The organism is Actinomyces ihuae (assembly GCF_001457875.1).
Taxonomy (GTDB): Bacteria; Actinomycetota; Actinomycetes; order Actinomycetales; family Actinomycetaceae; genus Pauljensenia; species Pauljensenia radingae_A.
In genome coordinates this window covers 26,441-49,055 of sequence record NZ_CZPX01000005.1, presented here as the reverse complement: position 1 = coordinate 49,055, position 22,615 = coordinate 26,441, and the positions used below count along the sequence as shown (strand labels likewise).

Genomic DNA, 22,615 nt, shown 5'->3' with positions numbered 1-22,615 from the left:
CCCGCATGGGCCACCCTCGTCGCGATACCCCTCCGCACCTGCGCCCGATCGTACGCTGAACGAATCCGGTAGCCAGTGGCGCGATGAGATACCCTTAAGTGGTTGGCAACAGGCCAATTTGACGAGCATGACCGAAGAATTCGAGAGGGATCCATCAATGAGCCAGAATCAAGGTTCGGAGCCGGAATTCCGCTACACCGCACAGATGGCCAACGCCATCGAAGACAAGTGGCACAAGCAGTGGGATGACCGTGGCACATTCAATGCCGATAACCCAACCGGAGACCTTGAAGGGCCACTGGCGCAACTGACCCCTTACTTCCTGCTCGACATGTTCCCCTACCCGTCAGGCAAAGGCCTGCACGTTGGACACCCACTGGGCTATATCGCCACTGACACGATCGCACGTTTCCAGCGCATGCGCGGCTTTAACGTGCTGTACACGATGGGATTCGACGCATTCGGTCTTCCCGCTGAACAGTACGCCATCCAGACTGGCCAACATCCGCGCATCACGACATACGACAACATTGCGAATATGCGTCGCCAACTGGCGCGCCTGGGACTGTCGCACGACAAGCGCCGCTCATTTGCTACAACCGATGACCTGTTTGTGCGTTGGACGCAGTGGATCTTCCTGAAGATCTTCAACGCGTGGTATGACACTGAAGCGACGAACCCGGCCGGCACGAAAGGCTGCGCCCGTCCGATCAGCGAACTGGAAGACGAATTCCGCTCCGGCACGCGCCCGATCGCCACATCTGAGGGCGAGGAAACATTCGACAAGGCGTGGGACGATCTGACAGCGATCGAACAGGCCCGCGTGCTCGATTCCTACCGCCTGGCCTATATCAACGAGGCGCCCGTGAACTGGGCTCCCGGCTTGGGCACCGTGCTCGCCAACGAGGAAGTCACCGCCGAGGGACGCTCCGAGCGCGGCAATTTCCCAGTCTTTACCAAGCGCATGCGCCAATGGATGATGCGAATCACTGCCTACGCTGACCGCCTGGACGCTGACCTGGACACAGTGAACTGGCCGGACAAGGTGCGCTCAATGCAGCATCACTGGATTGGCCGCTCCACCGGCGCGCGCGTCACATTTGACGCTGACGGCACGCGGCTCGATGTGTTCACCACCCGCCCTGACACGCTTTTTGGCGCAACATTCATGGTCGTTGCCCCCGAACACCCCCTGCTCGGGGACGAGGGCGACGCTGCTGACCTGAACGTGCCTGCCGAGTGGCCCGAGGGAACACGCGAAGCGTGGACAGGTGGATACGCCACACCAGCTACGGCTGTGAAAGCCTACCGTGAACGCGCTGCACGCATGACGGATGCGGAGCGAACCGCCGAAGCAGGGGAGAAGACAGGCGTGTTCTCCGGGCGTTTCGCCACCAACCCTGTTAACGGCACGAGCATCCCGATTTTTGTGGCCGACTATGTCCTGATGGGATACGGCACCGGCGCGATTATGGCTGTGCCCGCGCACGACCAGCGTGACTTTGACTTCGCACGTCGTTTCGACCTGGACATCATCACCACGATCACCCCACCCGAAGACTTCGACCGCGACGAAGCCGCGTGGGTCGGTGACGGTGTCATCACCAACTCGGCCAATGAGGAAGTGGACCTCAACGGTCTGGGCAAGGAAGCAGCCATTGAGCGCATCACACAGTGGCTGGAAGAACGCGGCCTGGGCAAGAAAACCGTGACGTACCGCCTGCGTGACTGGCTGTTCTCACGTCAGCGCTACTGGGGTGAACCGTTCCCCGTGGTGTATTCGGCTGATGGCCGCGTGCACGCGCTGCCTGATGAGATGCTCCCCGTCACCCTGCCGGAAATTGATGACTTTTCGCCGCGCACATTCGATGAGAACGATGCTGCGTCTGAGCCGGAAGCACCGCTGGGTCGGGCAACGGACTGGTTGGACGTTGAACTGGATCTGGGTGAAGGCAAACAGACGTATCGTCGTGACACGAACACCATGCCGAACTGGGCTGGCTCGTGCGCTTACGAAATCCGTTACGGCGACCCGAATAACACCGAACATTTCGCTGATCCGGTCAATGAGCAGTACTGGATGGGGCCGCGCAACCCGGGCGAATCCGGCGGTGCAGACCTGTATGTCGGTGGCGTCGAACACGCCGTTTTGCACCTGCTGTATGCGCGTTTCTGGCAGAAGATCCTCTTCGACCTGGGATACGTCAGCGCATCTGAGCCGTTCCACCGGCTGTTCAACCAGGGCTACATCCAGGCCTACGCCTACACGGATTCACGCGGCGCATACGTGCCGGCCGATGAAGTGACGGGCGACGAGGAAAGCGGATTCACCTGGAAGGGTGAGCCCGTCACACAGGAATACGGCAAGATGGGCAAGTCCCTGAAGAACGTTGTCACACCTGACGAATTCGCTCAGGACTATGGCGCGGACACGCTGCGAGTGTATGAGATGTCGATGGGACCGCTGGATATTTCCCGCCCGTGGGAGACGCGAGCCGTCGTTGGATCTCAGCGCTTCCTGCAGCGCCTGTGGCGCAATGTCCTCGATGAAGAAACTGGTGAGGTCACTGTCAGTGACGAACCGGCCGATCTGGCCACGCGCAAACTGCTGGCCCGCACGATCGCGGATGTGACGGTTGAGTTCGAGAACCTGCGCATTAACACCGCCATTGCCCGCATGATCGTGTTGAATAACCACATCACGTCGATGGATGCGGTACCGCGCGAAATCATCGAACCCCTGGTGCTGATGGTCAGCCCTGTTGCGCCGCACATCGCTGAAGAACTGTGGCACAAACTGGGGCACGGTGAGTCGCTCGCACGTGAACCGTTCCCGGTCGTTGAGGACGAATCACTGCTCGAAGAAGAAACGATTACTGCGATCGTGCAGGTCAACGGCAAGGTTCGTGCCCGCCTCGATGTATCGCCCTCAATTGACGAGGACGATCTGCGCACTCGCGCGCTCGACCTGGAGCCGATCCGCGCCATCCTCGATGGACGTGAGCCGCTGAAAGTTATTGTGCGCGCACCTAAACTGGTGAACCTGGTTCTGCCGAAGAACTAGCCGCGCACTGCCAGATTGGTAGTGGCGAGAACCTATGCCTGAAGGCGACGTTATTCATGCTCTGACCCGCACATTCGACACGCTGTTTGTCGGACGTGCGGTCCGGGTGTCATCGCCGCAGGGGCGCTTCGCCGGCGGAGCACGCCTGATCAACGGCAGGATAGTGACGTCGGTTCGTGCGCACGGCAAGCATTTCTTCATGCAGTTGAGCGCGCCCGGACCGGTACGCGAGGGACACCCCGACGGTACGCAGGTGGCATATACCGACGACCTGTGGCTGCATGTCCACCTGGGTCTGTATGGGTCGTGGCGTTTATATGGCGGTGAATCGGTGGAGGTTCCGGTATCGATCGGAGCTCCGCGGCTGGCTGGCGACAACGGCACAACGGACGAGTACGGCCGATGGACTCCACCCGAGCCGGTTGGCCAGGTCAGGGTCCGCATCGAAACAGATGACGCGGTCGCCGACCTGTCAGGTCCCAATCGCTGCGAAGTCATCACACCTGATGAACAGCGCCAGGTGCTGCGGCGTCTGGGTCCCGATCCGCTGTCACCCCACGCGTTGACTCGTCCCGACCTGGAGCGCGCCTTCATCGATGCGATCCGCTCACGATCGCGCACCATCGGCGAACTGGTTATGGATCAGTCTGTGATTGCCGGCGTTGGGAACATTTACCGCGCAGAATCGCTGTTCATTACGGGGATTCATCCCAGACGCCGAGGCAACCGAGTGGCCGAGGCGCGCCTGAGCCTGCTGTGGAAAACGATCTGCCCACTCATGGCACACGGCCTTGAAGTGGGCAGAATCGAAACAGTGAGCGACGAGGATGCTCCGGAACCACCCCTTGAGGGTGATCCTGAAGCATCACGCTGGTATGTCTATCACCGCACCGGTAGGCCGTGCCTGCGTTGCGGCACTCCCGTTGCGGAGGATCTGATGGCTACGAGGCGTCTCTTCTGGTGTCCGAGCTGTCAGCGCTAGGCAAAAGCCCGACGCTGACAGGAAGGCTATGACACTAGGCCAGGTCAGTGGCCGGAGCTGCTCCCAGGTGGACCTCCATGGAATCGTAGGTCGGCGCCTCGGGACGGTTCGTGACCGGACGATCCAGGTAGAACATGGCGGTCGAGGCGATGTCGTCATGCAGCGGCAGGTAGCGGCCACCTGAACGCCAGCCCAAAGCCTGAATGTCGACGCGCGGCAGTCCCTTGGAGAAGTGGATTGCATCCTGAATATGGAAGCGGTACATTCCGAAACGCTGATTGGCGATATACAGGCCATCGGGGCGGATGACCTGCGGCATTCCCAAATACGGCGTGGAGAACGTCGTGTATCCGCGGCCGGGGACATCGAAGTTCCAGGCACCACCGAAATAATCCTCAGTGCCGGTGCCACAGATCGTGGGATAGTCAGTGTCGTCGTCCATGTAGAACTTGATTTCGCCTTCGCCCCACCAGCCATTGTCATTGACTGACCATGCGATGTAGGTGCCCACGTAGTGCCCTTGGCCCTCGATGTTTTCCAGAATCGGGTGTGTGGTGAGCGTCGGCAGGGGGTTGGAGCGGCGCCACTGCGCATGGAAGTAGGCGATATCATCCTTGGCGGCTGCGCCGTCAGCGGCGGATGAGTCACCCTCGTCAATGTCGTAGGTGATCTGGTAGTAGACGCGGGCATCCTCGTCGGAGGTGTTCTCCAGTGTCAGGCGAGCACCGGACTTGAACGGCATGGGCCAGTAGGAGTTGAAACCACCGTGCGGGTTGGCGGCGATCGGAACAGAATTAACCTGCGAGAACACGGACCAGCCATTGCAGAAGAAGTCGCCGTAGGGCACCTCAACGGCAGGTTCGTCACTGCCGTCCCAGTAGCAGCGGAAGACCAGGCGACGCCACAGTGAGGTGTGAGCGGTCATCCAGATATGAGTGATGCATCCGGCACCTGAGATGTTGGCCAGCTCGAATGTGCCGCGAGCCGGAACGTCGATACTGGGGGAGATCTTCCACGTGGGTCCCAGGTCGCGTGCACATTCCGCACCGGTTCCCTCGGTCGCACGGCCGCCATCCCCAGGTGTGCCGTCGAAGTTTTCCGGAGAGATGGAGCGAGTGGCTACGTTGCGAATTGTGGTCAGACCTGTCAAGGGGGAGAGCATCGTTGATCGCCTTTCCTGAGAAAATATCACAATGTGTGTCGAAATTTCACGAGTTGTAATCGATTACTGTATAGTGTAGAGCACCAGGTAGTCAGGGTCAATTAGCCATTGGCTTCCAGGTGCCATAATCAGCGAGTTTTCCACTGGTGGAATGCTCAAAGATCATCACAACGCGAGATAGGACTAACGGACTCAACGTTGAGTCATATCGAAGAGGAGACACCATGAATTCAGGAAAGAGCAGGTGGGCGTGGGCAGGGATTGCGTCGTTCACCTTGGCATCTGTTCTCGTAGGAGGATGTGGCTCGGGAACGCCAGGTGAACCCGCAGGTTCAGAAAGCGGCGCAGCAGCCTCGGGGTCATCATCCGAGGGCGGCACGACCATTGAATTCTGGCACCGCACATTCACCCCCGTGGAAAATGAGTGGTACAAGAACATCGTTCAGAAGTTCAACGAAGCGCAGGACGAGATCACCGTAGTCGACACCGAAGTACCGGCCGACGCGTGGGATCAGAAGATGAAGTCGGCGCAGGCAGCAAACAAGAGTCCCGACATTTACACCTTCGCCGGACCGCTCAATGACGGCGTGAATGCCGCTCAGTTCCACGATCTGGATTCGATCGTGTCCAAGGAAGGCCTGGACAAGATGACCGACCTGGCACGTTCGGTTTCCCAGATTGATGGCACTTACTACGCATACCCGCTGGTTCTGGAGCCGCAGACAGTGCTGTTCTGGAACAAGGAAATGGTCTCCGCTGCCGGCCTTGACGCTGAGCAGGCACCGAAGACGTGGCAGGATCTGCTCGACAACTGCGCGAAGATTCAGCCAACCCTGTCGGATGGTCAGTACTGCATTTCCCCGGCATCTGATGCCGGCACATTCGCCTGGGCATCTGTGGGCCAGCAGTTCAATGCTTCCGGACACAACGCACTGACCGATGACTGGAGCGCACCGAACATCAACGACCAGGGCTACCGTGACCTCATGCAGTTCTACAAGGATCTGTGGGACAACGGCTACATGGCCAAGCAGCCTCTGGGCAGCTACCTGGAAGCCAAGGAATTCGGTGAAAAGAAGGTGGCCTACAAGGTGTCCGGTTCCTGGATGATGTCCGAGGTTGGCTCCGACTACCAGGACATGCTGACGAACACGGGTCTGGGCCTGTTCCCGAGCTCACCGAACGGAGAGGGACGAACCACCACCACACTGGGTGACTTCAAGTGGGTTGTTGACGCAAAGGCCAAGCACCCTGAAGAAGCAGGCAAGTTCCTCGAATGGGTTCTGGCCGGAGACGTTGAGAACCTCGTTCCGTTCTATGTTGCCACCCAGTTCACCAAGATTCCTCCGCGCGACGACGTTCAGGAAGGCGTGGCCGCCACTGAAGAGGCCAAGTCCGCTCCGTGGTCAGACGTCATCATGACTGAGATTGCTCCCGATGCCATTCCAAGCGTTGCCTACCCGTGGGATGTCTCGATGGCAGTCGGCACGGCGATGGAGACCGTGATGAAGGGTGCCGCGACCGCTGACCAGGCGATCGACACTGCTGAGAAGGCGATCCAGACCGTGATCGATCGTGAGAGCCTTCCCGAGAAAGCACCTGCTCCCGGCGATAAGTAACTCAGCCCTGTCATAGGACTGTTCCCAGGCTGAAGAAAGGAATCCCGATGTCCAGTACAAAGGTGCGGAAGGACTCAAAGAAGTTCCGTTTCCGTGATGGACGACTCGCATACCTCTTGATCCTTCCCGCCTTTGTGCTGCTCGGGATCTTCGTGGTGTGGCCAGCAATTTACGCAGCGTACCTGTCATTCCAGGACTGGAGCTTTTACAAGCCCGCAGTATTCGTTGCGTTCAAGAACTACACGGACGTCCTCAAGGACCCGCTGTTTATCGCCGCCATTAAACGCGGTTTCATGTTCGTTCTGTTCACCGTGCCCACCACGTTGGTTCTCGCATTCCTCTTTTCCAGTCTTGTCGTATCTGTGTCGCGCAGATTTGCTGACACGTTGAAGGTCAGCATCTATCTGCCGACCATTATTTCCGGCGTTATTACCTCGATCATCTTCGTGTTGATCTATGACTACTCCGGCGGCATTTTGAACTGGTTCCTCGGGTTCTTCGGAGTTGAACCAATCGCATGGCTGGGTGACCCCCAGTGGGCGCTTCTGGCCATCGCAGTCCCGGCAATCTGGCTGGGAATGGGCCTCACATCCCTGATCATGGTGGCAGCCATGATTGACATCCCCAGCGAGTTCTACGAAGCCGCCTCGCTCGAGGGAGCGAACTGGTGGCAAAAGACCTTCTACATCACATTGCCGCAGATGAAGAATGTGGGGTTGTATCTGCTGGTAACAGGCATTATCGGCGCGATCCAACAGTACGAGCTCCCGCTGGTCATGACCGGCGGCGGGCCGTTGGATTCGACAACCACACCGAACCTGTTCATCTTCAATCACTTCCGCGGAGACATGAACGTGGGCTACTCGATTGCAGCAGCCCTGCTGATGTTCCTGGTTCTGGGAACCCTCTCCGCACTGATCTTCAAATTCGTGAACTCCGAGAAGCTGGTGGATTAATCATGTCAGTAATGTCAACGTCGACGGGTGTCAGCACCGCAATGGAGACATCGGACTCCACGAAGAAAGAACAGGCAGCAGCACCGCAGTTCCACCGGAAACAATGGTGGCCGGTCATCCTGATCAAAGGCCTGTTCGGTGCGATCTTCATCTTCGCTGCACTGTTCCCCCTGCTGTGGATGGTCATCGCAGGATTCAAGGCAAAGACCGAAGTTGTTCAGACCCCCTTCCAGTTCTTCCCCGAAGTGTGGCACTGGGAAAACTACGCGCGCATCGCGCAGGATCCCACGTTCATCCGCGCATTGCTGTGGACGCTTCTGGGTGCGCTGCTCTTCATGACTGCCAGCCTGACCGTCAACTCACTTGCTGCCTATGCGTTCGCACGCCTGGAGTTCCGCTTCAAGAAAATCCTGTGGGTCGTCATGATCACGACGATGTTCATTCCGGGTATGACGATTCTGCTGACCAGCTTCATCGTTGTGACGAAGTTACGCATGCTGGATACTCTGGCCGTTCTGGTTATTCCCGGTATCGCGAACGCGGGAATGATCTTCTTTATCCGACAGTTCTACCTGTCGATCCCCTCATCCCTCGAAGAGGCAGCCATGCTGGATGGGTGCGGGCGTTTCCAGATTTTCGTGCGTCTGTTCCTGCCCCTGTCGAAGCCTCCGTTCGTCGTCATGGGCATCACGTCCTTCCTGGGATACTGGAATGCATACGTGTGGCCGATTCTGACCATCACGTCCCCGGAGAAGTACCAGCTCCAGCAATACCTTGCGACGTTCCGCTCGGAACGTACCTCTGAACTGGGTTTACTCATGGCGGGCTCTGTCCTGTCAGCGGCGCCAGTGATCATCATCTTCCTTATTTTCCAGCGCCAGATCATTGGCAACATCAAAATGTCCGGTCTGAAGTAGGAGCGTCCTCATCGATGAGGACGACGGTCACGGCCGACACACCCATCCAAGGAAAGGACACGCTATGCGTGAGTCTAGCTCACCACCAGGGCGCTGCTTATTCACTCGACGAGGAGCAATCATTGCTGCCTGCGCATGCGCCGGCGCGCTGTGTCTGGCAGGAACAGCGTGCGCTGCCGATCCAGCCGCACCCGAGGCGGAGAAGCCATACGCTCATCCTTCGGCTGCACGCGTTGTCGCTCAGCTGACAGGTGCTAAAGGTTTTACAAACACCGCCCAGACCATGAAAATCCAGGGAACCGACCTTGGAATCATGTGGGATGACGGACACGGTCATGTGTTATTCGCTGTTGGTGACACCTTCGGCGAATGGAGCGGCAATGGTGGCGGCGGAGAAGACTGGCGTTCGAATGCACTGCTGCGTTCGTCCACCAGGAACTTCGCTGAAGACGGAATCCTGTTCGATTCTGCCGTGGTCGATGAGAACGGAAAAGCGCGGGAGATCATTCCCTCGCTCAAGATCCCTGAAACCGAGCACACCACTATTCCCACCGGCGGCATCGCGGTGGGCGGCCGGCAGTATTTGGCGTTCATGTCCGTCAATAAGTGGGGCGTCCCCGGAGAATGGTTCACGAACTATTCCCGTATCGCGTACTCCGATGACGGGGGAGAAACCTGGAATACGACCGACGGCCCGCAGTGGACCAACGATGACAAGTGGTCCAATAACTTTCAGATGGTGGGCTTTGCTCACGGTCAAGGCGATGGCTTCGTCTACATGATGGGCACGCCGAATGGTCGCTTCGGTGCCATCCGCATCGCCAGGGTTGATGAGAACAAGATCCTCGAAAAGGATGCGTACCAGTACTGGAACGGCAGCGAGTGGGGTGCCGACGAGGGTGCCGCGGTCGACATCGTTGAAGCTCCGACGACGGAACTGTCTTTGCAGTACAACTCTTACCTGAACAAGTGGATGCTGATGTACACCACTGATTCAGACGAAGCGGGAATCTTTGACGTGGTGTACCGTCTGGCAGATCGTCCGGAAGGCCCGTGGTCAGACAAGACAGTAGTGGCAACCTCACTGGATTATCCCGGAATGTATGCACCGTACATGCACCCGTGGAATTCAGGTTCAGAAGTGCATTTCGCCATGTCAATCTGGGGCTCCTACAACATTTTCCAGATGGCATTCGAGGTAGATAAGAATGGCAATGTGATCCACCCGAACCTCGTTAAGGACCCCGGTTTTGAGCGCGTAGAGAATGGCGGTATGAGTCCCCATTGGCAATGCCACGGACCTTGCGGTCTTGATGGCAAGCCGGATTGGGCATATGGGTCAGAACACCAGGCATGGATGCGGAACAACCAAGGCACGTTGGAGCTTTCCCAGACAGTAACCGTCACACGCAACACTCACTACAAGATGACAGCGTTCGTGACGACTGGTCCTGACAACCCGCAGCGCACTGACAAGGGAACGGTGGGTGCGCGTCAAACCGGTCCAGGCGGACAGGTTCTTGCCTCTCAGGAATTCACACACTTGGCCGGATACACGCGCTTTGTTGTGGAATTCGACTCGGGAAGCAACAGCCAGATCGATATTTTCGTGGACGCTGCCCCTACTGCTGACCAGTGGGTGCAGATGGATAGCTTGTCTCTGAAGGCCACTGGACCGAGTAAGTCCGACACCAAGCCTGCAGATGGTGATGCAAACGCCGATGCCGATGCGGGTAAAGACGAGGGCGGGAACGCCGATGCCGGTAGTGGAAAGGGCGAGGGCAATCTTGGTGGCGACGTGAACCGGCCAGAAAACGGCAACGGGGGTAAGGCAGGAGCGGCATCCGCTCAAGCCGGCTACAAGGCAACGGTTGCGCGTACCGGCTCCACAGTCGGAAGCCTCGTGCCCGCACTTGTTGGAATCAGCCTGATTGGTGGGCTCTCCTTGGTTGCAGCAAGGCGCCGACAGGCTAGGTAATGTTCAGCTGAATACGACATTGACGAGGGCGACTCACGCACTGGTGGTGTGCACCGAACATCGGATGGGTCGCCCTCGTCAATCGTGTTAGGGCGTCTAGGTGCGGTGACCCGCAGTGGTCATGGATGCAAGCCGGAGCTAGCTCGGGCATACAGGCCCATGCAAAATAGAAGACGGACGAAAGCCGGTAGAGAAGCGGGGTAGACAGGCGTCTGCAGCGAGCAGGGGAGGACCTAGGACGCGGAATCGTCCGATTCGGCGTTGACCTCCACAAAACCGAGTGCGTCGTAGAACTTCTGCGCGTCGGGCGCGGATTTCAGATCAAGGCGCAAGGACAAGTCATTTTCACCCCACGACGCGCAACGGCGGGCAAGCTCGGCAATGAGCACCGTTGCAATGCCTTCACGACGACATTCAGGATCAACAATCAAGTCAATGACGAACGGACCGCGCGGAGCATCATCCCACACAACATCGGTGACGCACAGGATCGCTCCCACCAGGCTTCCGTCACGCCACGCGCCGATGAACGAGTCGTCACGAGGCTGACCAAACGCACCTTCAAAATACAGACGCATTTCATCCGTTGATTCCCACAGGTTCTCCGCAGTGGAGGGCGCTCCATAGGCGATGACATGGAGCGATGCCAACGCTGGGATGTCGTACCTCGTGAGGGTGGCAAGCTGGACGCCCTGGGGCTGATCGACATCGGCCAACGTATTCAAAGAAGCTTGCAACGTTCGCTTCGTCATGCCCTTAGCCTACGTGACCTGGCGCACGTTTGTGGGTATTTTGGCAGGTGACGTCACCTCCGGTGTCACACGCATTGACGTGAGCGCGTGCGACATGCGGTGTGGGCCGAGGGGGAAGCGCAGCGCGGAGGCCGAGAAACCTTGGTTAAATCAGCAGGGATGGATCCACGTAGGAGTTCGGATCCACAATCAGCTCATCATCGGGCTCTTCCACCGATTCGGGGGAAGGATGCGACCTGGCCGGAACCCCTAAGGCCACCGAACATTCCGGAACATCGCGGGTCACCACGGCGTTCGCCCCCACCTTTGAATTGTCACCGATGGTGATCGGGCCCAGAACTTTTGCGCCCGCACCGATCATGACATGGTGCCCCACTGTGGGGTGACGCTTCCCCGGACTCATCGACACACCGCCCAGCGTGACACCATGGAAGATCACGACGTCGTCGCCCACTTCAGTCGTCTGGCCGATCACGACACCGGTCGCATGGTCAATGAAAACCTGATGGCCGATCTGCGCGGCCGGATGGATATCAACTCCAGTCATGACACGGGCGAAAGAGGAAATCAGGCGAGCCGGTATACGCACATTGCGCTGCCACAGTGCGTGCGCAACACGGTGACTCCACAGGGCGTGCACACCAGGGTAGGTCAACGCCACTTCAGTGCGCGATCGTGCAGCTGGGTCACGTTTGAGCGCAGTGTCGAGGTCCTCTCGCAGAAGCTTAAGCGCACGTGAGGGAGAAAGTGCCATGATGCCTCTTATTCAATCAGTGGCCGAGATCCCCAGTGCGGGTGACAGGAGCACACCGCTCGTGCCACCCACACGTGAGACCGATCAGTATCAGTATTACTCGTTGTCGTCGCGCAGATCTTCAAACAGCGCAGTTGACAGGTATCGCTCGCCCGTATCAGGCAACACGACCACGATGTTCTTACCGGCGTTTTCAGCACGCTCAGCAACCTGGGCTGCTGCAGCCAGAGCAGCACCCGAGGAAATGCCGACAAGCAGGCCTTCTTCAGCAGCGGCGCGGCGGGCAAAGGTGAGAGCAGTGGGGGTGTCGATATTTATCACCTCATCGACGACCTGCGCGTTATAAGTGTCGGCCACGAAGTTCGGTCCAATTCCTTGGATTCCGTGGGGGCCACTTGCGCCACCGGTCAGCATAGGGGATTCAGCGGGCTGCACGGCGATGATCTGGATATCAGGGTTCTTCTGTTTGAGCGCGTCGCCCACACCTGAGATCGTGCCGCCAGTTCCAACTCCGGCAACGACGATATTCACCGTGCCGTCGGTATCCGCCCAGATTTCTTCCGCGGTTGTGACGCGGTGTATTTGCGGGTTGGCAGGGTTGGTGAACTGTGAGGCGATGATTGAGCCTTCACGTTCGTCACGAATCTTCTCGGCTGCGGCCACGGCACCGGAGATGCCGTCCTTCGGGTCGGTCAGCACCAGTTCAGCGCCGAAGGCTTTCATCAGCAGGCGGCGCTCAATGCTCATCGACGAGGGCATTGCGATGACCACGTGGTAACCACGCGAGGCGCCCACCATTGCCAGTGCGACACCCGTGTTGCCTGAGGTGGCCTCGATGATGGTTCCGCCTTCCTTGAGGGCGCCCGATTCCTCGGCAGCGTCGATGATGGCGGCAGCGATACGGTCCTTGACAGATGACGCAGGGTTGAACGCCTCTACTTTTGCGATGACGTGGGCGTTGTCGCCCGCGAGGCGATTGATAGCGACGAGGGGGGTGCGGCCAATGAGTTCAGTGACGTTTGCGGCGATAGCGGTCATGAAAAATCACTCCATAGAGAAAAAGTCAGGAAGGAAAGAAGAAGAAAAATGGGCTGGTTCAATCACCATGCGGGCGAACAGCAGTACGCACAGACGTACGGAGAAGGCTATTCGCCCTAGAGACACTCCGCCGTGCAGATACAGAAAAAGCACGCAGAAACTGCGTGCACGCAACGCCGCGCGACCTGTGTCGCGTTCATCTGGTTCGTTGCTGTGTGAATCACATGCGACACTGTACGGCCTTTTGTCTCATGCGTCCACTTCTATTCGAGTTCGTCCCGTTACGTGAACGCTGGCCTGCCCGTGGGTCAGAACCATCGCGCGGTCTCCCCACTGCTCGATGTCGTCGTCAGTGGCGGCGATGTCGAGGTGGACACGCGCATCCCACGTGCTGCCCACAATCGGCACATTCGCGCTGTGCAGCTCCGACTGGAACTTACCGGCATCATTGGGATCGACAGTGATGCGAGCAATGTTGAGAGTCTTGATGACCACGTGAGGTGCGCGGGCCAGTGCCTCACTCACCGCCGACGAATACGCGCGAATGAGGCCTCCCGCACCCAGCAGCACTCCGCCGAAATAACGGGTGACGACAGCTGTCACATTCCACGTGTCAGACATTTTGAGGGCTTCGAGCATGGGCGTGCCGGCTGTGCCCGATGGTTCCCCGTCGTCAGAGGAATGCTGGATTGCGTTTCGGCCATCCGCACTGATGAGGTAGGCCGAACAGTTATGTCGTGCCTGTGGGTGCTCCGAACGGACCATGTCGATGAGTGCGCGCGCTTCATCTTCGGTGTCGGCGCGGGCCAGAGTGGCGATGAAGCGTGAGCGTTTGATCTCGATTTCATGGGTGATCAGCGTTCCCGCACGAAGCGTTCGGATATCGTTCACGGAATCTGTGTCACCCCTCCGCTTGCTCGTGGTTCCATTGATGATGCTGTCACTCTATCGTGTCGGCACGCAGCAGCGGCGCATGGTTGTCCTCGTCAATTACGACAATTACGAGGGGAGTGGAGGGCACAAATGTGGGCAAAGTCCTACAAAGAGGGAAGAAAGTCACGCCCCTGGCGTGCTAGAGTTTTTGGGTTGCCGGTACGCGAGTGAAATCACAGCGAAACTGGAGTCAGCAGCTGGCATTTTGTCAGCAGGCATGGCACAGTTATTGCCGGTAGTGATGTCCACGAATGTAGAAAGAGGAGCGGTAGGGCCATGGCAGTTCCCAAACGCAAGATGTCCCGAGCGAACACCCGCACTCGCCGGTCAGCATGGAAGGCTGATCTCACCCAGCTCGACAATCTGAAGGTTGCCGGTCGTGAGATTCGCGTGCCCCGTCGCCTGGCGAAGGCGTACAAGAAGGGCTTGCTCAGCGTCGACGATCTCGACTGAGACATTTTTCTTACGCGTCACTCGATGACGTGAGGACCCGGACACCCCGCGAGGTGTCCGGGTCTTTTGTTGTGTGTACGATCGCTGCCGCCGTGGATGATGCAACGCTGCTGATCCATGCGCTGTGCGTGCCCAGAAGGATCAGCCGAACACTCAGACAGGACGTGTCTTTCCGTTAACATAAGAACAGCACGGCAATCCGGTGCCTGTGGCCGCACATCACAGCGGCGGCATGAAGAATCTGAGAGGTGAGGGATGACTCGAGAGCGCTTTATTGTGGGCACGTCAGGCACATATCATCCGGGACGGCGGTGCGACGTTGAATATGGTCCTCTTGCCGCATACGCAGTGGAGCTGGCAGGCGTCGAAGGGCGGGCACCGAAGATCGGCTACCTCGCCACGGCGTGCGGTGACCAGAAGGCGCGAATCGCTGAACGCATGGAGGCGGCGCGGTTGCGCGGGTGGCAGCTTAACCCGTTGACCTGTTTCATGATGCCGAATGTCGACGACCCTCGCGAATACCTCCTGGACCAGGACGTCATCTGGGTTGACGGGGGATCGGTGGTGAACCTGCTGGCAGTGTGGCGCGCACACGGACTGGACGAGGTCATGCGCGAAGCGTGGGAGAAAGGCATTGTTCTGGCTGGCGTGTCCGCCGGATCAATGTGCTGGCACATCGGCGGAGCCACGGATTCATTCGGGCCGGACCTGCGTCCCGTAACCGATGGCCTCGGCTTCCTTCCCTACGGCAACGGCGTGCACTACGGAGTGAACCCGCAGCGTCGTGAACTCCTGCAGCGCATGGTGGCCGAGGGTGACTTCACTGATGCCTACTCGTCAGAAAACGGGATCGGCCTGGTCTACCGCGATACGGAACTTGTCGAAGTGGTGTCGGATCGGGACGAGGTCTACGGCTGGCACACGTTCAAGGACGGGGATGAGGTTGTCGAAGAACAACTCACGCCTCGCCGTCTTGCTGATTAATTACATCATCATCACAGTTTTGGGTCTGTCCACTGATACAGTGCGACTCGTCCCCACGGCGGCACCGCACGGGTGATGCCGCTTTGGCATGTAAAACATTTGAAAGAAAGGGTCCGCATGATTGCTTTCCTCGTGATTGTTATTGCTCTGGCGGGCATTGCTGCGGTCGGATACCTGGTGATCAAGAAGGTACATCCGGCTGCGTCAATTTTCACCGTCGGCATCGTGCTCATGATGATCGCTGCAGCGATGGGCAAGATCGATAACGCAACACGCGAAATTGAAGCCACTGGCAATGCGTTCTACGACGAGCTGCAGATAGTCGAATCGATCTTCGCCAATCGCTTCACCGGAATCGGTATGGCGATCATGGTGCTGTTCGGCTTCGTATCCTACATGCGGTACATCGGCGCAGATGCCAAAGCCGTCGTCATCTTGTCGAAACCCCTCAGGGCTTTGCACGGCTCATATTGGCTGATCCCCATCGGTTTCATCCTGGGCAACATCTTGTCTCTGGTGGTGCCGTCGGCCGCATCCCTGTCGCTGCTGCTCATCGCCACGCTGTTGCCGGCGCTGGTGGCATCAGGATTGACGCCGCTGACGGTGGGCGCAATTGTGGTGACGTCGTCGACCATTGTCCCGACGCCGCTGGAAGCGGGCCTGATCCAGGGCGCTGACCTGGTTGGTATGCCTGTCACGCAGTACGTGTTTGGCCATGTGGCGTTAGCGACGATTCCGACACTGCTGATCACGGCTTTCATTCATATGTGGTGGCAGCGTCGATGCGATCTGGTTGATGCACGCAAACGTGCTGACGTGGCTGCTGGCATTGTCGCAGCGACCGGTGCGACCGGAGCTGAAATGAAGGCTGCGAAGAAGGGTGAGAAATTTGCGTCGGGCGCATCGAACAGTGCCTCAGAAGCAACGATCCAGGATGCCCTCAAGCGTGCAGCCAACTTGCCGTGGTTCTACGCATTGTTGCCGTTGCTGCCACTGCTGCTCATCATCATTTCAGCGGCTCTGAATCGTCTGGGTGTCATCCCGTTTGAGGCTGGCATCCTGCCTGTCACCGTTGTCTCCCTGTTCATTGCGATGATTGTCGAGGCTATCCGCCTGCGTTCACTGAACAAGGCGATCGATGCGGGTAAGAACTTCTTCACCGGTATGGGTGAGGCAGCGGGCGGCGTGGTTGCGCTGCTGGTCGCCGCCGCAATTCTGGTGGAAGGTATCACGCAGCTTGGTGTCATCAAGATGCTGACTGATGCGACGGAAGGTTCAAGCGGCGCTGCGGCATTGATCATCTTGATCTTTGTCGTGTCGGTCGCGCTGCTGTCTACCCTGACGGGGTCTGGTACCGCTCCGTACTTCGCTTTCTCCGAGGTTGTCCCTCACTTGGCCGAAAGCGGTGGTGTGCTGCCCATTCGTATGCTGAACTCGATGTGGGCAACGTCAAACCTGATGCGTCAGGTGTCGCCTGTGTGCGCTGCAGTCCTGATCGTGTCGGGCGCCATTAACGTCAATCCGATTGAACTGGTCAAGCGCACAGCGGTTCCGATGATCGCCGCAACAGTTCTGAACGTGATTTTCTCGTTCCTGTTCATTCACGCATAAGCGGTGAGACTGGCTCACTCAGGGGGCTTGCTCCACGCGGCGGGATTGGTAATCCGGCCGCAGAGAGCAGGCCCCCTGTTCGTGTGCTGTCCACGTGCATTGAACACGCTTAGCGCATGTATGAGAACGCGGCTTATCAAACTGATTGTGGCAGGATTCAACAGGTCGAGGTAGACATCATCGGATCGAGGTAGCAGTGCCCTGGTTACAGTCAGTGAAGCGAGTGCCAGTCAACCGGTCAAGGTAGGAGTCAACGGGTCAAGGTCATCGCGCGGTCTGGAATCAACCAGTCAAGGTATGAGCGGACGATTCGGACTGAACACTTATCAGCGACAGTGACTTTCCCGCACTATTATGCGGATCTTGAATAGTGAGACGGGGCAGTAGTGGTCTCTTGCCTTGACCGGTTGACGAAAAGCCCCTTCGTTTACCTTGACCGGTTGACGCACATTGTCTGTCGTACAACACGCCAGCTGAACTGGTGTCGGCACTACCAGTCGCTTCACGAAATGCGCCCCCGACAGGACTCGAACCTGCAACCTAAGGATTAGAAGGCCTTTGCTCTATCCATTGAGCTACGGGGGCTACTCGCATAAGGATAGCGTGCCTGCACCCTCGGGTGTGAATACAGGCAGGTGAAGTGGTCTCACTTCACACCAGCAGACGGAAAATCTCCGAATCCGGAGCAACTTCTTCGACATGCAGGGGAGAGGCTTCCATCCGTGTGCGCAGCCGTTCAATGTCTGCCGGATCGCTCAGATCGATCCCCACCAACGCAGGCCCGGTCTCACGATTGTTCTTCTTCGTATACTCGAAATGCACCACGTCATCACCTGGACCCAACACTTCTGACAGGAACAGGCGCAACGCACCCGGCTGCTGCGGGAAGGTCACAACAAAATAGTGCCGCAGCCCCTCATGACGCAGCGAGCGTTCCACCACTTCCGCATAACGGCTCAAGTCATTGTTGCCACCGGACACGACACAGACAATGGATCCCTCATCGCTGCCCGTGAGCTCAGCGCGCCGTTTCGGATCGGTCAGCAACGTGCGAGCAGCCGTGCTGGCCAGCGCCCCCGCAGGCTCAGCAATGATGCCGTCAGTTTGATACAGAGACACCATCTCCGTGCACACGGCCCCTTCGGGCACCGACACAAGAGAGGACACGTTTTCCTGCGCCAGCTGGAACGGCAAGGTTCCCACCGTCCCGACAGCGGTCCCGTCAACAAAGGAATCAACACGATCCAGCGCGGTAGGACCACCCTCGTCAAAGGCGCGCTGCATCGAGGCAGCGCCGTACGGCTCCACACCAATGACACGCACGTCAGGTCGCAGATGGCTGAGCGCTGTCGCAATCCCCGCGATGAGGCCACCGCCCCCGACAGGCACCAGCACGCAGGACGTGTCAGCAGGGATCTGCTCGGCCAGTTCGACACCGATGGTGCCTCCGCCCGCGATTGTTCCTGGATCATCGTAGGGGTGGACATATTCGCGTCCCGTGACGCGCGCAGCCTCCGTCGCCAAAGCGTTCGCACGGTCAAAACCGCCATCCACGATGACCTGTTCCACCCATTCGCCTCCGATGGCGGCGATACGTTTACGTTTCTGACGCGGCGTGGTCGACGGCAGATAGATGGTGCCGCGTACGTTCAGGTGCGCGCATGCGAACGCCACACCCTGAGCATGGTTACCGGCCGAAGCGCACACCACACCCTGTTGACGCGACTGCGCGCTCAGTGCACTCATCTTCGCGTACGCGCCGCGCACTTTGAATGAGCGGCACACCTGCTGATCCTCACGCTTGAGCAAGACGGGCACGCCCAGTTCCTGCGTCAACCGTTCCGACACATCCAGCGGCGTGTGCTTGACGACGTCTTTCAGGGACAGGCTGGCACGCATAATGTCATTGAGCGTCACTGTCGATGTGTCGTTGAGTTCTGAATGTGGCGGTACGTGCTGAGATGATGCCACGGCAACGCTCCTTCCATCTGCGTGTATACGTTGTTCGTGAACTCAGTGTATTCACCTGTGTGCCGATTCGGAGAGGCTGTCCACGTGTACGACACTCCGCAGCAGGTCGCGGCAGTCGCCCTCGTTTCCCTCGACAATCCGGACGGTCCCTGTGGCCCTGAGCGTCCGCTTGACCATCCGCACACCCAAGCTAGTCACCCGCATTCCCGCGCGGGTCACTACACTGGGAGACATGACGAAGCAACTGAAGAATCCACTGGTGTGGATCGACTGCGAAATGACCGGTCTTGACGTGGCGCATGACGCCCTGATCGAAGTGGCGGTCGTGATCACCGACGCGAGCCTGACCGTCGTGGACCCCGGAATCGACATTCTGATCCAGCCCTCTGAGGAGGCGCTGAATCACATGGACGACTATGTGCGCAACATGCACACACAATCCGGCCTGCTTGACGAGCTCAAGGACGGCATCGCGTCGATGGAGGAAGCCGAGAGCATCGTCCTGGACTACATCAAGAAGTTCGTCCCTGTGTCGGGTCGCGCCCTGCTGGCGGGGAACACGGTCGGCATGGATCGCCTGTTCCTGAGCGCGAACATGCCACGCGTCATCGACCACCTGCACTACCGCATTATCGACGTGTCCTCCATCAAGGAACTCGCCAAGCGCTGGTACCCGTGCGTTTACGAGTGCTCACCTGAGAAGCATGGGGGCCACCGCGCACTGGCCGACATTCGTGAATCCATCCAGGAACTTGAGTACTACCGTCGCGCACTTTTCCCTTCTGACCAGGGACCCAGTCGCGAAGACGCCCAGAAGATTGCCGGCGAGGTTGCCGCTTTGGGCATTGTCGAGGGTGCCGCCCAGCAGAATTGACGAGGGGAACGCCCTATCCACAGTTCACTGCCAGCCCGCCGTTGTCCACAGGGATGCGGCGGGCTGAGTGTGTGTCCACAGATTGCCCGCGAAGCCTTTGGACGAGGGCCTGGCGCGGTGAGGATTGTCCTACGGCACAGGGCCGATAACACGAAAGGACAATTCATGAGCGCGAATATGACAGTGACATTACGCGGACGCATCGGAACGGACGTGAAGGAAATCAGGACTGCGACGGGACGAACGACCACACGTTTCCGGCTTGCCACACCGCGTTGGCGCATCAACGATCGGGGAGAATTCGATGAGCAGGAACCCCAGTGGTACACGATCCGCGCATGGGACAAGCTCGCGCATAATATGTCGACCTCATTTGCCAAGGGGCATCCCATCGTGCTGACTGGACGGCCCAGCGTTAATGCGTGGAAGGATGCGGCGGGTGAGGTTAAGAGCGAACTGGTTATTGTGGCGCACAGCGCCGGGCACGACCTGAACTACGGGTGGTCGCACTTCGATAGGCCAAAGGAATCACGGCCAGAGGGAGAAGCAGAACGTGACGACGGAGGCACGGGAAACCTTCAGATCCGGACCTCGCGCGATGATGGCGGCGATGCGGTCGCAGCAGATGCTCCAGCGGCCCAGATGGTAACGGCAGCGGTGTAAGGGAGGCGGTGCGAACGGGGCACTGTATGCAGGGAGCTGCCTCAATGCGGCGAATCGGCGGGCAGTGCGCTTGTGGTGAAAATCAGCCATTTCGGGTTATCTCACGTTGACCGTGGGTGGGCTTCGTGCCGTAGCATGGAGTGACACGAAGTTGACGAGTCCCTTCTTGAAATGGAGAACTGTGGCTGAGTACATATACCAAATGATCAAAGCGCGCAAAGCTCATGGCGACAAGATCATTCTTGATGACGTATCCATGTCGTTCTTCCCCGGAGCGAAAATCGGCATGGTTGGTCCTAACGGTGCTGGAAAGTCATCGATCCTCAAGATCATGGCGGGTCTGGATGAGCCAAGCAACGGCGAAGCACGTCTGACACCCGGTTACACAGTGGGCATCCTCGAGCAGGAACCCCAACTCGACGACACGAAAACCGTGTTGGAAAACGTGCAGATGGGTGCCAGGGAAACGTTCGACAAGCTCGCGCGTTTCAACAAGATCTCTGAGGAGATGGCTGAACCGGACGCCGACTTTGATGCGCTCATGGAAGAAATGGGCAAGCTGCAAAGTGAGATCGACGCTGCAAACGCGTGGGATATCGACTCCCAGCTGGAGCAGGCCATGGACGCACTGCGCTGCCCGCCTGCCGATCAGGATGTGAAGGTTCTTTCCGGTGGGGAACGTCGTCGCGTGGCGCTGTGCCGTCTGCTGATCGAAGCTCCTGAGCTGCTGCTGCTGGATGAGCCAACGAACCACTTGGATGCCGAGTCCGTGCAGTGGCTGGAAAAGCACCTGTCCACGTATGCCGGCGCGGTGATCGCAGTGACCCACGACCGCTACTTCCTTGACCACGTAGCCGAATGGATCGCTGAAGTGGACCGCGGTCACCTCTACCCCTATGAGGGCAACTACTCCACCTACCTGGAAACGAAGGAAAAACGCCTGAAAGTCCAGGGACAGAAGGATGCGAAACTGGCCAAGCGGCTGCGTGAAGAGCTCGACTGGGTTCGTTCCAATCCCAAGGGACGCCAAGCCAAGTCACGAGCCCGTCTGGAACGCTACGAAGAGATGGCTGCCGAAGCGGAGCGCACACGCAAGCTTGACTTTGAGGAAATTCAGATCCCGCCAGGGCCTCGTTTGGGCTCTATCGTGATCGAGGCAAACAATCTGCACAAGGGCTTCGGTGACCGTGTCCTCATCAATGACCTGTCGTTCTCACTGCCGCGCAACGGAATCGTCGGTGTGATCGGTCCGAACGGTGTGGGCAAGACAACTCTGTTCAAGACCATTGTTGGGCTTGAACCGCTGGACGGGGGAGACCTCAGGATCGGTGAGACCGTCAAGATCTCATACGTCGACCAGAACCGTGCGGGCATCGATCCGGACAAATCAGTGTGGGAGGTTGTCTCAGATGGCCTCGACTTCCTGGAAGTCGGCAACGTTGAAATGCCGTCGCGAGCCTACGTGTCCGCATTCGGATTCAAGGGACCGGACCAGCAGAAGCCGTCAGGCGTGCTTTCCGGTGGTGAACGCAACCGCTTGAACCTGGCGCTCACGCTTAAACAGGGCGGCAACCTGCTCCTGTTGGATGAGCCGACCAACGACCTCGATGTGGAAACACTTGGATCACTGGAAAACGCGCTGCTCGAATTCCCCGGGTGCGCGGTGGTTGTCACCCACGACCGTTGGTTCCTCGACCGCGTTGCCACGCACATCCTCGCGTGGGAAGGCACGGAAGAAAACCCTGCGAAGTGGTACTGGTTCGAAGGAAACTTCGAATCCTACGAGAACAACAAGGTGGAGCGTCTTGGTCTTGATGCAGCCCGCCCGCACCGCGTCACGCACCGTCGTCTCACGCGCGACTGAGGAGAGCGTCAAACTGACACACCTCGTCCCACCTTGTGCA

18 protein-coding genes and 1 tRNA gene are annotated in these 22,615 nt (G+C 58.5%); 12 read left to right on the top strand and 7 right to left on the bottom strand.

The features are described from left to right. The first annotated feature begins 157 nt into the window (after window positions 1-157). Window positions 158-3,064: a leucine--tRNA ligase gene (locus BN3002_RS04965; RefSeq protein ID WP_058237814.1), complete on the top strand. Its 2,907-nt coding sequence runs from the start codon at window positions 158-160 to the stop codon at window positions 3,062-3,064. 34 nt (window positions 3,065-3,098) lie between these two features. Continuing rightward, window positions 3,099-4,046 (top strand): Fpg/Nei family DNA glycosylase, encoded by a 948-nt coding sequence (locus tag BN3002_RS04960; protein ID WP_058236950.1) that lies wholly within the window; start codon window positions 3,099-3,101, stop codon window positions 4,044-4,046. Window positions 4,047-4,080: 34 nt separating this feature from the next. On the opposite strand, the gene BN3002_RS04955 is transcribed toward BN3002_RS04960, so the two are convergent. Further along, complete coding sequence (locus tag BN3002_RS04955; protein ID WP_058236949.1) at window positions 4,081-5,208, bottom strand: glycoside hydrolase family 172 protein; 1,128 nt, start codon at window positions 5,206-5,208, stop codon at window positions 4,081-4,083. A gap of 224 nt (window positions 5,209-5,432) precedes the next feature. Here BN3002_RS04955 and BN3002_RS04950 point away from each other — a divergent pair, with 224 nt between their 5' ends. The 4 genes from BN3002_RS04950 to BN3002_RS04935 all read left to right on the top strand — a co-directional run bounded on the left by BN3002_RS04950 (window position 5,433) and on the right by BN3002_RS04935 (window position 10,678). Beyond that, a complete protein-coding gene (locus tag BN3002_RS04950; protein WP_058236948.1) occupies window positions 5,433-6,827 on the top strand; it encodes an ABC transporter substrate-binding protein in 1,395 nt (464 codons plus the stop codon). A gap of 47 nt (window positions 6,828-6,874) precedes the next feature. Next, entirely contained in the window at window positions 6,875-7,783 is a 909-nt protein-coding gene (locus BN3002_RS04945) for a carbohydrate ABC transporter permease (protein ID WP_058236947.1), read from the top strand. Window positions 7,784-7,785: 2 nt separating this feature from the next. After that, complete coding sequence (locus BN3002_RS04940) at window positions 7,786-8,700, top strand: carbohydrate ABC transporter permease (protein WP_058236946.1); 915 nt, start codon at window positions 7,786-7,788, stop codon at window positions 8,698-8,700. 64 nt (window positions 8,701-8,764) lie between these two features. After that, window positions 8,765-10,678, top strand: a complete 1,914-nt coding sequence (locus tag BN3002_RS04935; RefSeq protein WP_058236945.1) for a glycoside hydrolase family 183 protein — start codon at window positions 8,765-8,767, stop codon at window positions 10,676-10,678. 233 nt (window positions 10,679-10,911) lie between these two features. On the opposite strand, the gene BN3002_RS04930 is transcribed toward BN3002_RS04935, so the two are convergent. The 4 genes from BN3002_RS04930 to BN3002_RS04915 form a co-directional block, all read right to left on the bottom strand. Beyond that, on the bottom strand, window positions 10,912-11,430 hold the full coding sequence (locus BN3002_RS04930; RefSeq protein ID WP_058236944.1) for a GNAT family N-acetyltransferase: 519 nt from the start codon (window positions 11,428-11,430) through the stop codon (window positions 10,912-10,914). A 145-nt stretch (window positions 11,431-11,575) separates the two neighbouring features. Then, the gene (gene cysE, locus BN3002_RS04925; protein WP_058236943.1) at window positions 11,576-12,184 is read right to left on the bottom strand and encodes a serine O-acetyltransferase; all 609 of its coding nucleotides are present in this window, start codon (window positions 12,182-12,184) and stop codon (window positions 11,576-11,578) included. 96 nt (window positions 12,185-12,280) lie between these two features. After that, complete coding sequence (gene cysK, locus BN3002_RS04920; protein WP_058236942.1) at window positions 12,281-13,222, bottom strand: cysteine synthase A; 942 nt, start codon at window positions 13,220-13,222, stop codon at window positions 12,281-12,283. Window positions 13,223-13,471: 249 nt separating this feature from the next. After that, a complete protein-coding gene (locus tag BN3002_RS04915; RefSeq protein WP_058236941.1) occupies window positions 13,472-14,113 on the bottom strand; it encodes a YigZ family protein in 642 nt (213 codons plus the stop codon). A 318-nt stretch (window positions 14,114-14,431) separates the two neighbouring features. On the opposite strand from BN3002_RS04915, the gene rpmF reads away from it, so the two are divergent. From rpmF to dcuC, 3 genes are all read left to right on the top strand, one after another. Then, window positions 14,432-14,608 (top strand): 50S ribosomal protein L32, encoded by a 177-nt coding sequence (rpmF, locus tag BN3002_RS04910; protein ID WP_058236940.1) that lies wholly within the window; start codon window positions 14,432-14,434, stop codon window positions 14,606-14,608. A gap of 255 nt (window positions 14,609-14,863) precedes the next feature. Then, window positions 14,864-15,592, top strand: coding sequence for a Type 1 glutamine amidotransferase-like domain-containing protein (locus tag BN3002_RS04905; protein WP_058236939.1), 729 nt, complete (start codon window positions 14,864-14,866; stop codon window positions 15,590-15,592). Window positions 15,593-15,709: 117 nt separating this feature from the next. Further along, window positions 15,710-17,203 carry a C4-dicarboxylate transporter DcuC gene (dcuC, locus tag BN3002_RS04900; RefSeq protein ID WP_058236938.1) on the top strand — a complete coding sequence of 498 codons (1,494 nt, stop codon included), beginning with the start codon at window positions 15,710-15,712 and terminating at the stop codon, window positions 17,201-17,203. A gap of 512 nt (window positions 17,204-17,715) precedes the next feature. Here the strand turns inward: dcuC and BN3002_RS04895 are convergent. After that, window positions 17,716-17,788, bottom strand: a tRNA-Arg gene (locus tag BN3002_RS04895). A gap of 66 nt (window positions 17,789-17,854) precedes the next feature. Then, complete coding sequence (gene ilvA / locus BN3002_RS04890) at window positions 17,855-19,174, bottom strand: threonine ammonia-lyase IlvA (RefSeq protein WP_227469076.1); 1,320 nt, start codon at window positions 19,172-19,174, stop codon at window positions 17,855-17,857. 232 nt (window positions 19,175-19,406) lie between these two features. Here ilvA and orn point away from each other — a divergent pair, with 232 nt between their 5' ends. From orn to ettA, 3 genes are all read left to right on the top strand, one after another. After that, complete coding sequence (gene orn / locus BN3002_RS04885) at window positions 19,407-20,048, top strand: oligoribonuclease (RefSeq protein ID WP_058236937.1); 642 nt, start codon at window positions 19,407-19,409, stop codon at window positions 20,046-20,048. 165 nt (window positions 20,049-20,213) lie between these two features. Continuing rightward, the gene (locus tag BN3002_RS04880) at window positions 20,214-20,711 is read left to right on the top strand and encodes a single-stranded DNA-binding protein (RefSeq protein ID WP_082628544.1); all 498 of its coding nucleotides are present in this window, start codon (window positions 20,214-20,216) and stop codon (window positions 20,709-20,711) included. A 181-nt stretch (window positions 20,712-20,892) separates the two neighbouring features. Further along, window positions 20,893-22,575 carry an energy-dependent translational throttle protein EttA gene (gene ettA / locus BN3002_RS04875; RefSeq protein WP_058236935.1) on the top strand — a complete coding sequence of 561 codons (1,683 nt, stop codon included), beginning with the start codon at window positions 20,893-20,895 and terminating at the stop codon, window positions 22,573-22,575. Window positions 22,576-22,615 lie beyond the last annotated feature (40 nt).

Bases quoted from the DNA above. Each gene is read 5' to 3' on its own strand.
- dcuC (WP_058236938.1), top strand. From the start codon at position 15,710: ATGATTGCTTTCCTCGTGATTGTTATTGCTCTGGCGGGCATTGCTGCG.
- BN3002_RS04955 (WP_058236949.1), bottom strand. From the start codon at position 5,208: ATGCTCTCCCCCTTGACAGGTCTGACCACAATTCGCAACGTAGCCACT.
- cysE (WP_058236943.1), bottom strand. From the start codon at position 12,184: ATGGCACTTTCTCCCTCACGTGCGCTTAAGCTTCTGCGAGAGGACCTC.
- BN3002_RS04965 (WP_058237814.1), top strand. From the start codon at position 158: ATGAGCCAGAATCAAGGTTCGGAGCCGGAATTCCGCTACACCGCACAG.
- BN3002_RS04930 (WP_058236944.1), bottom strand. From the start codon at position 11,430: ATGACGAAGCGAACGTTGCAAGCTTCTTTGAATACGTTGGCCGATGTC.
- BN3002_RS04935 (WP_058236945.1), top strand. From the start codon at position 8,765: ATGCGTGAGTCTAGCTCACCACCAGGGCGCTGCTTATTCACTCGACGA.
- BN3002_RS04945 (WP_058236947.1), top strand. From the start codon at position 6,875: ATGTCCAGTACAAAGGTGCGGAAGGACTCAAAGAAGTTCCGTTTCCGT.
- orn (WP_058236937.1), top strand. From the start codon at position 19,407: ATGACGAAGCAACTGAAGAATCCACTGGTGTGGATCGACTGCGAAATG.
- BN3002_RS04950 (WP_058236948.1), top strand. From the start codon at position 5,433: ATGAATTCAGGAAAGAGCAGGTGGGCGTGGGCAGGGATTGCGTCGTTC.
- BN3002_RS04905 (WP_058236939.1), top strand. From the start codon at position 14,864: ATGACTCGAGAGCGCTTTATTGTGGGCACGTCAGGCACATATCATCCG.
- BN3002_RS04960 (WP_058236950.1), top strand. From the start codon at position 3,099: ATGCCTGAAGGCGACGTTATTCATGCTCTGACCCGCACATTCGACACG.
- rpmF (WP_058236940.1), top strand. From the start codon at position 14,432: ATGGCAGTTCCCAAACGCAAGATGTCCCGAGCGAACACCCGCACTCGC.
- BN3002_RS04940 (WP_058236946.1), top strand. From the start codon at position 7,786: ATGTCAGTAATGTCAACGTCGACGGGTGTCAGCACCGCAATGGAGACA.
- BN3002_RS04880 (WP_082628544.1), top strand. From the start codon at position 20,214: ATGAGCGCGAATATGACAGTGACATTACGCGGACGCATCGGAACGGAC.
- cysK (WP_058236942.1), bottom strand. From the start codon at position 13,222: ATGACCGCTATCGCCGCAAACGTCACTGAACTCATTGGCCGCACCCCC.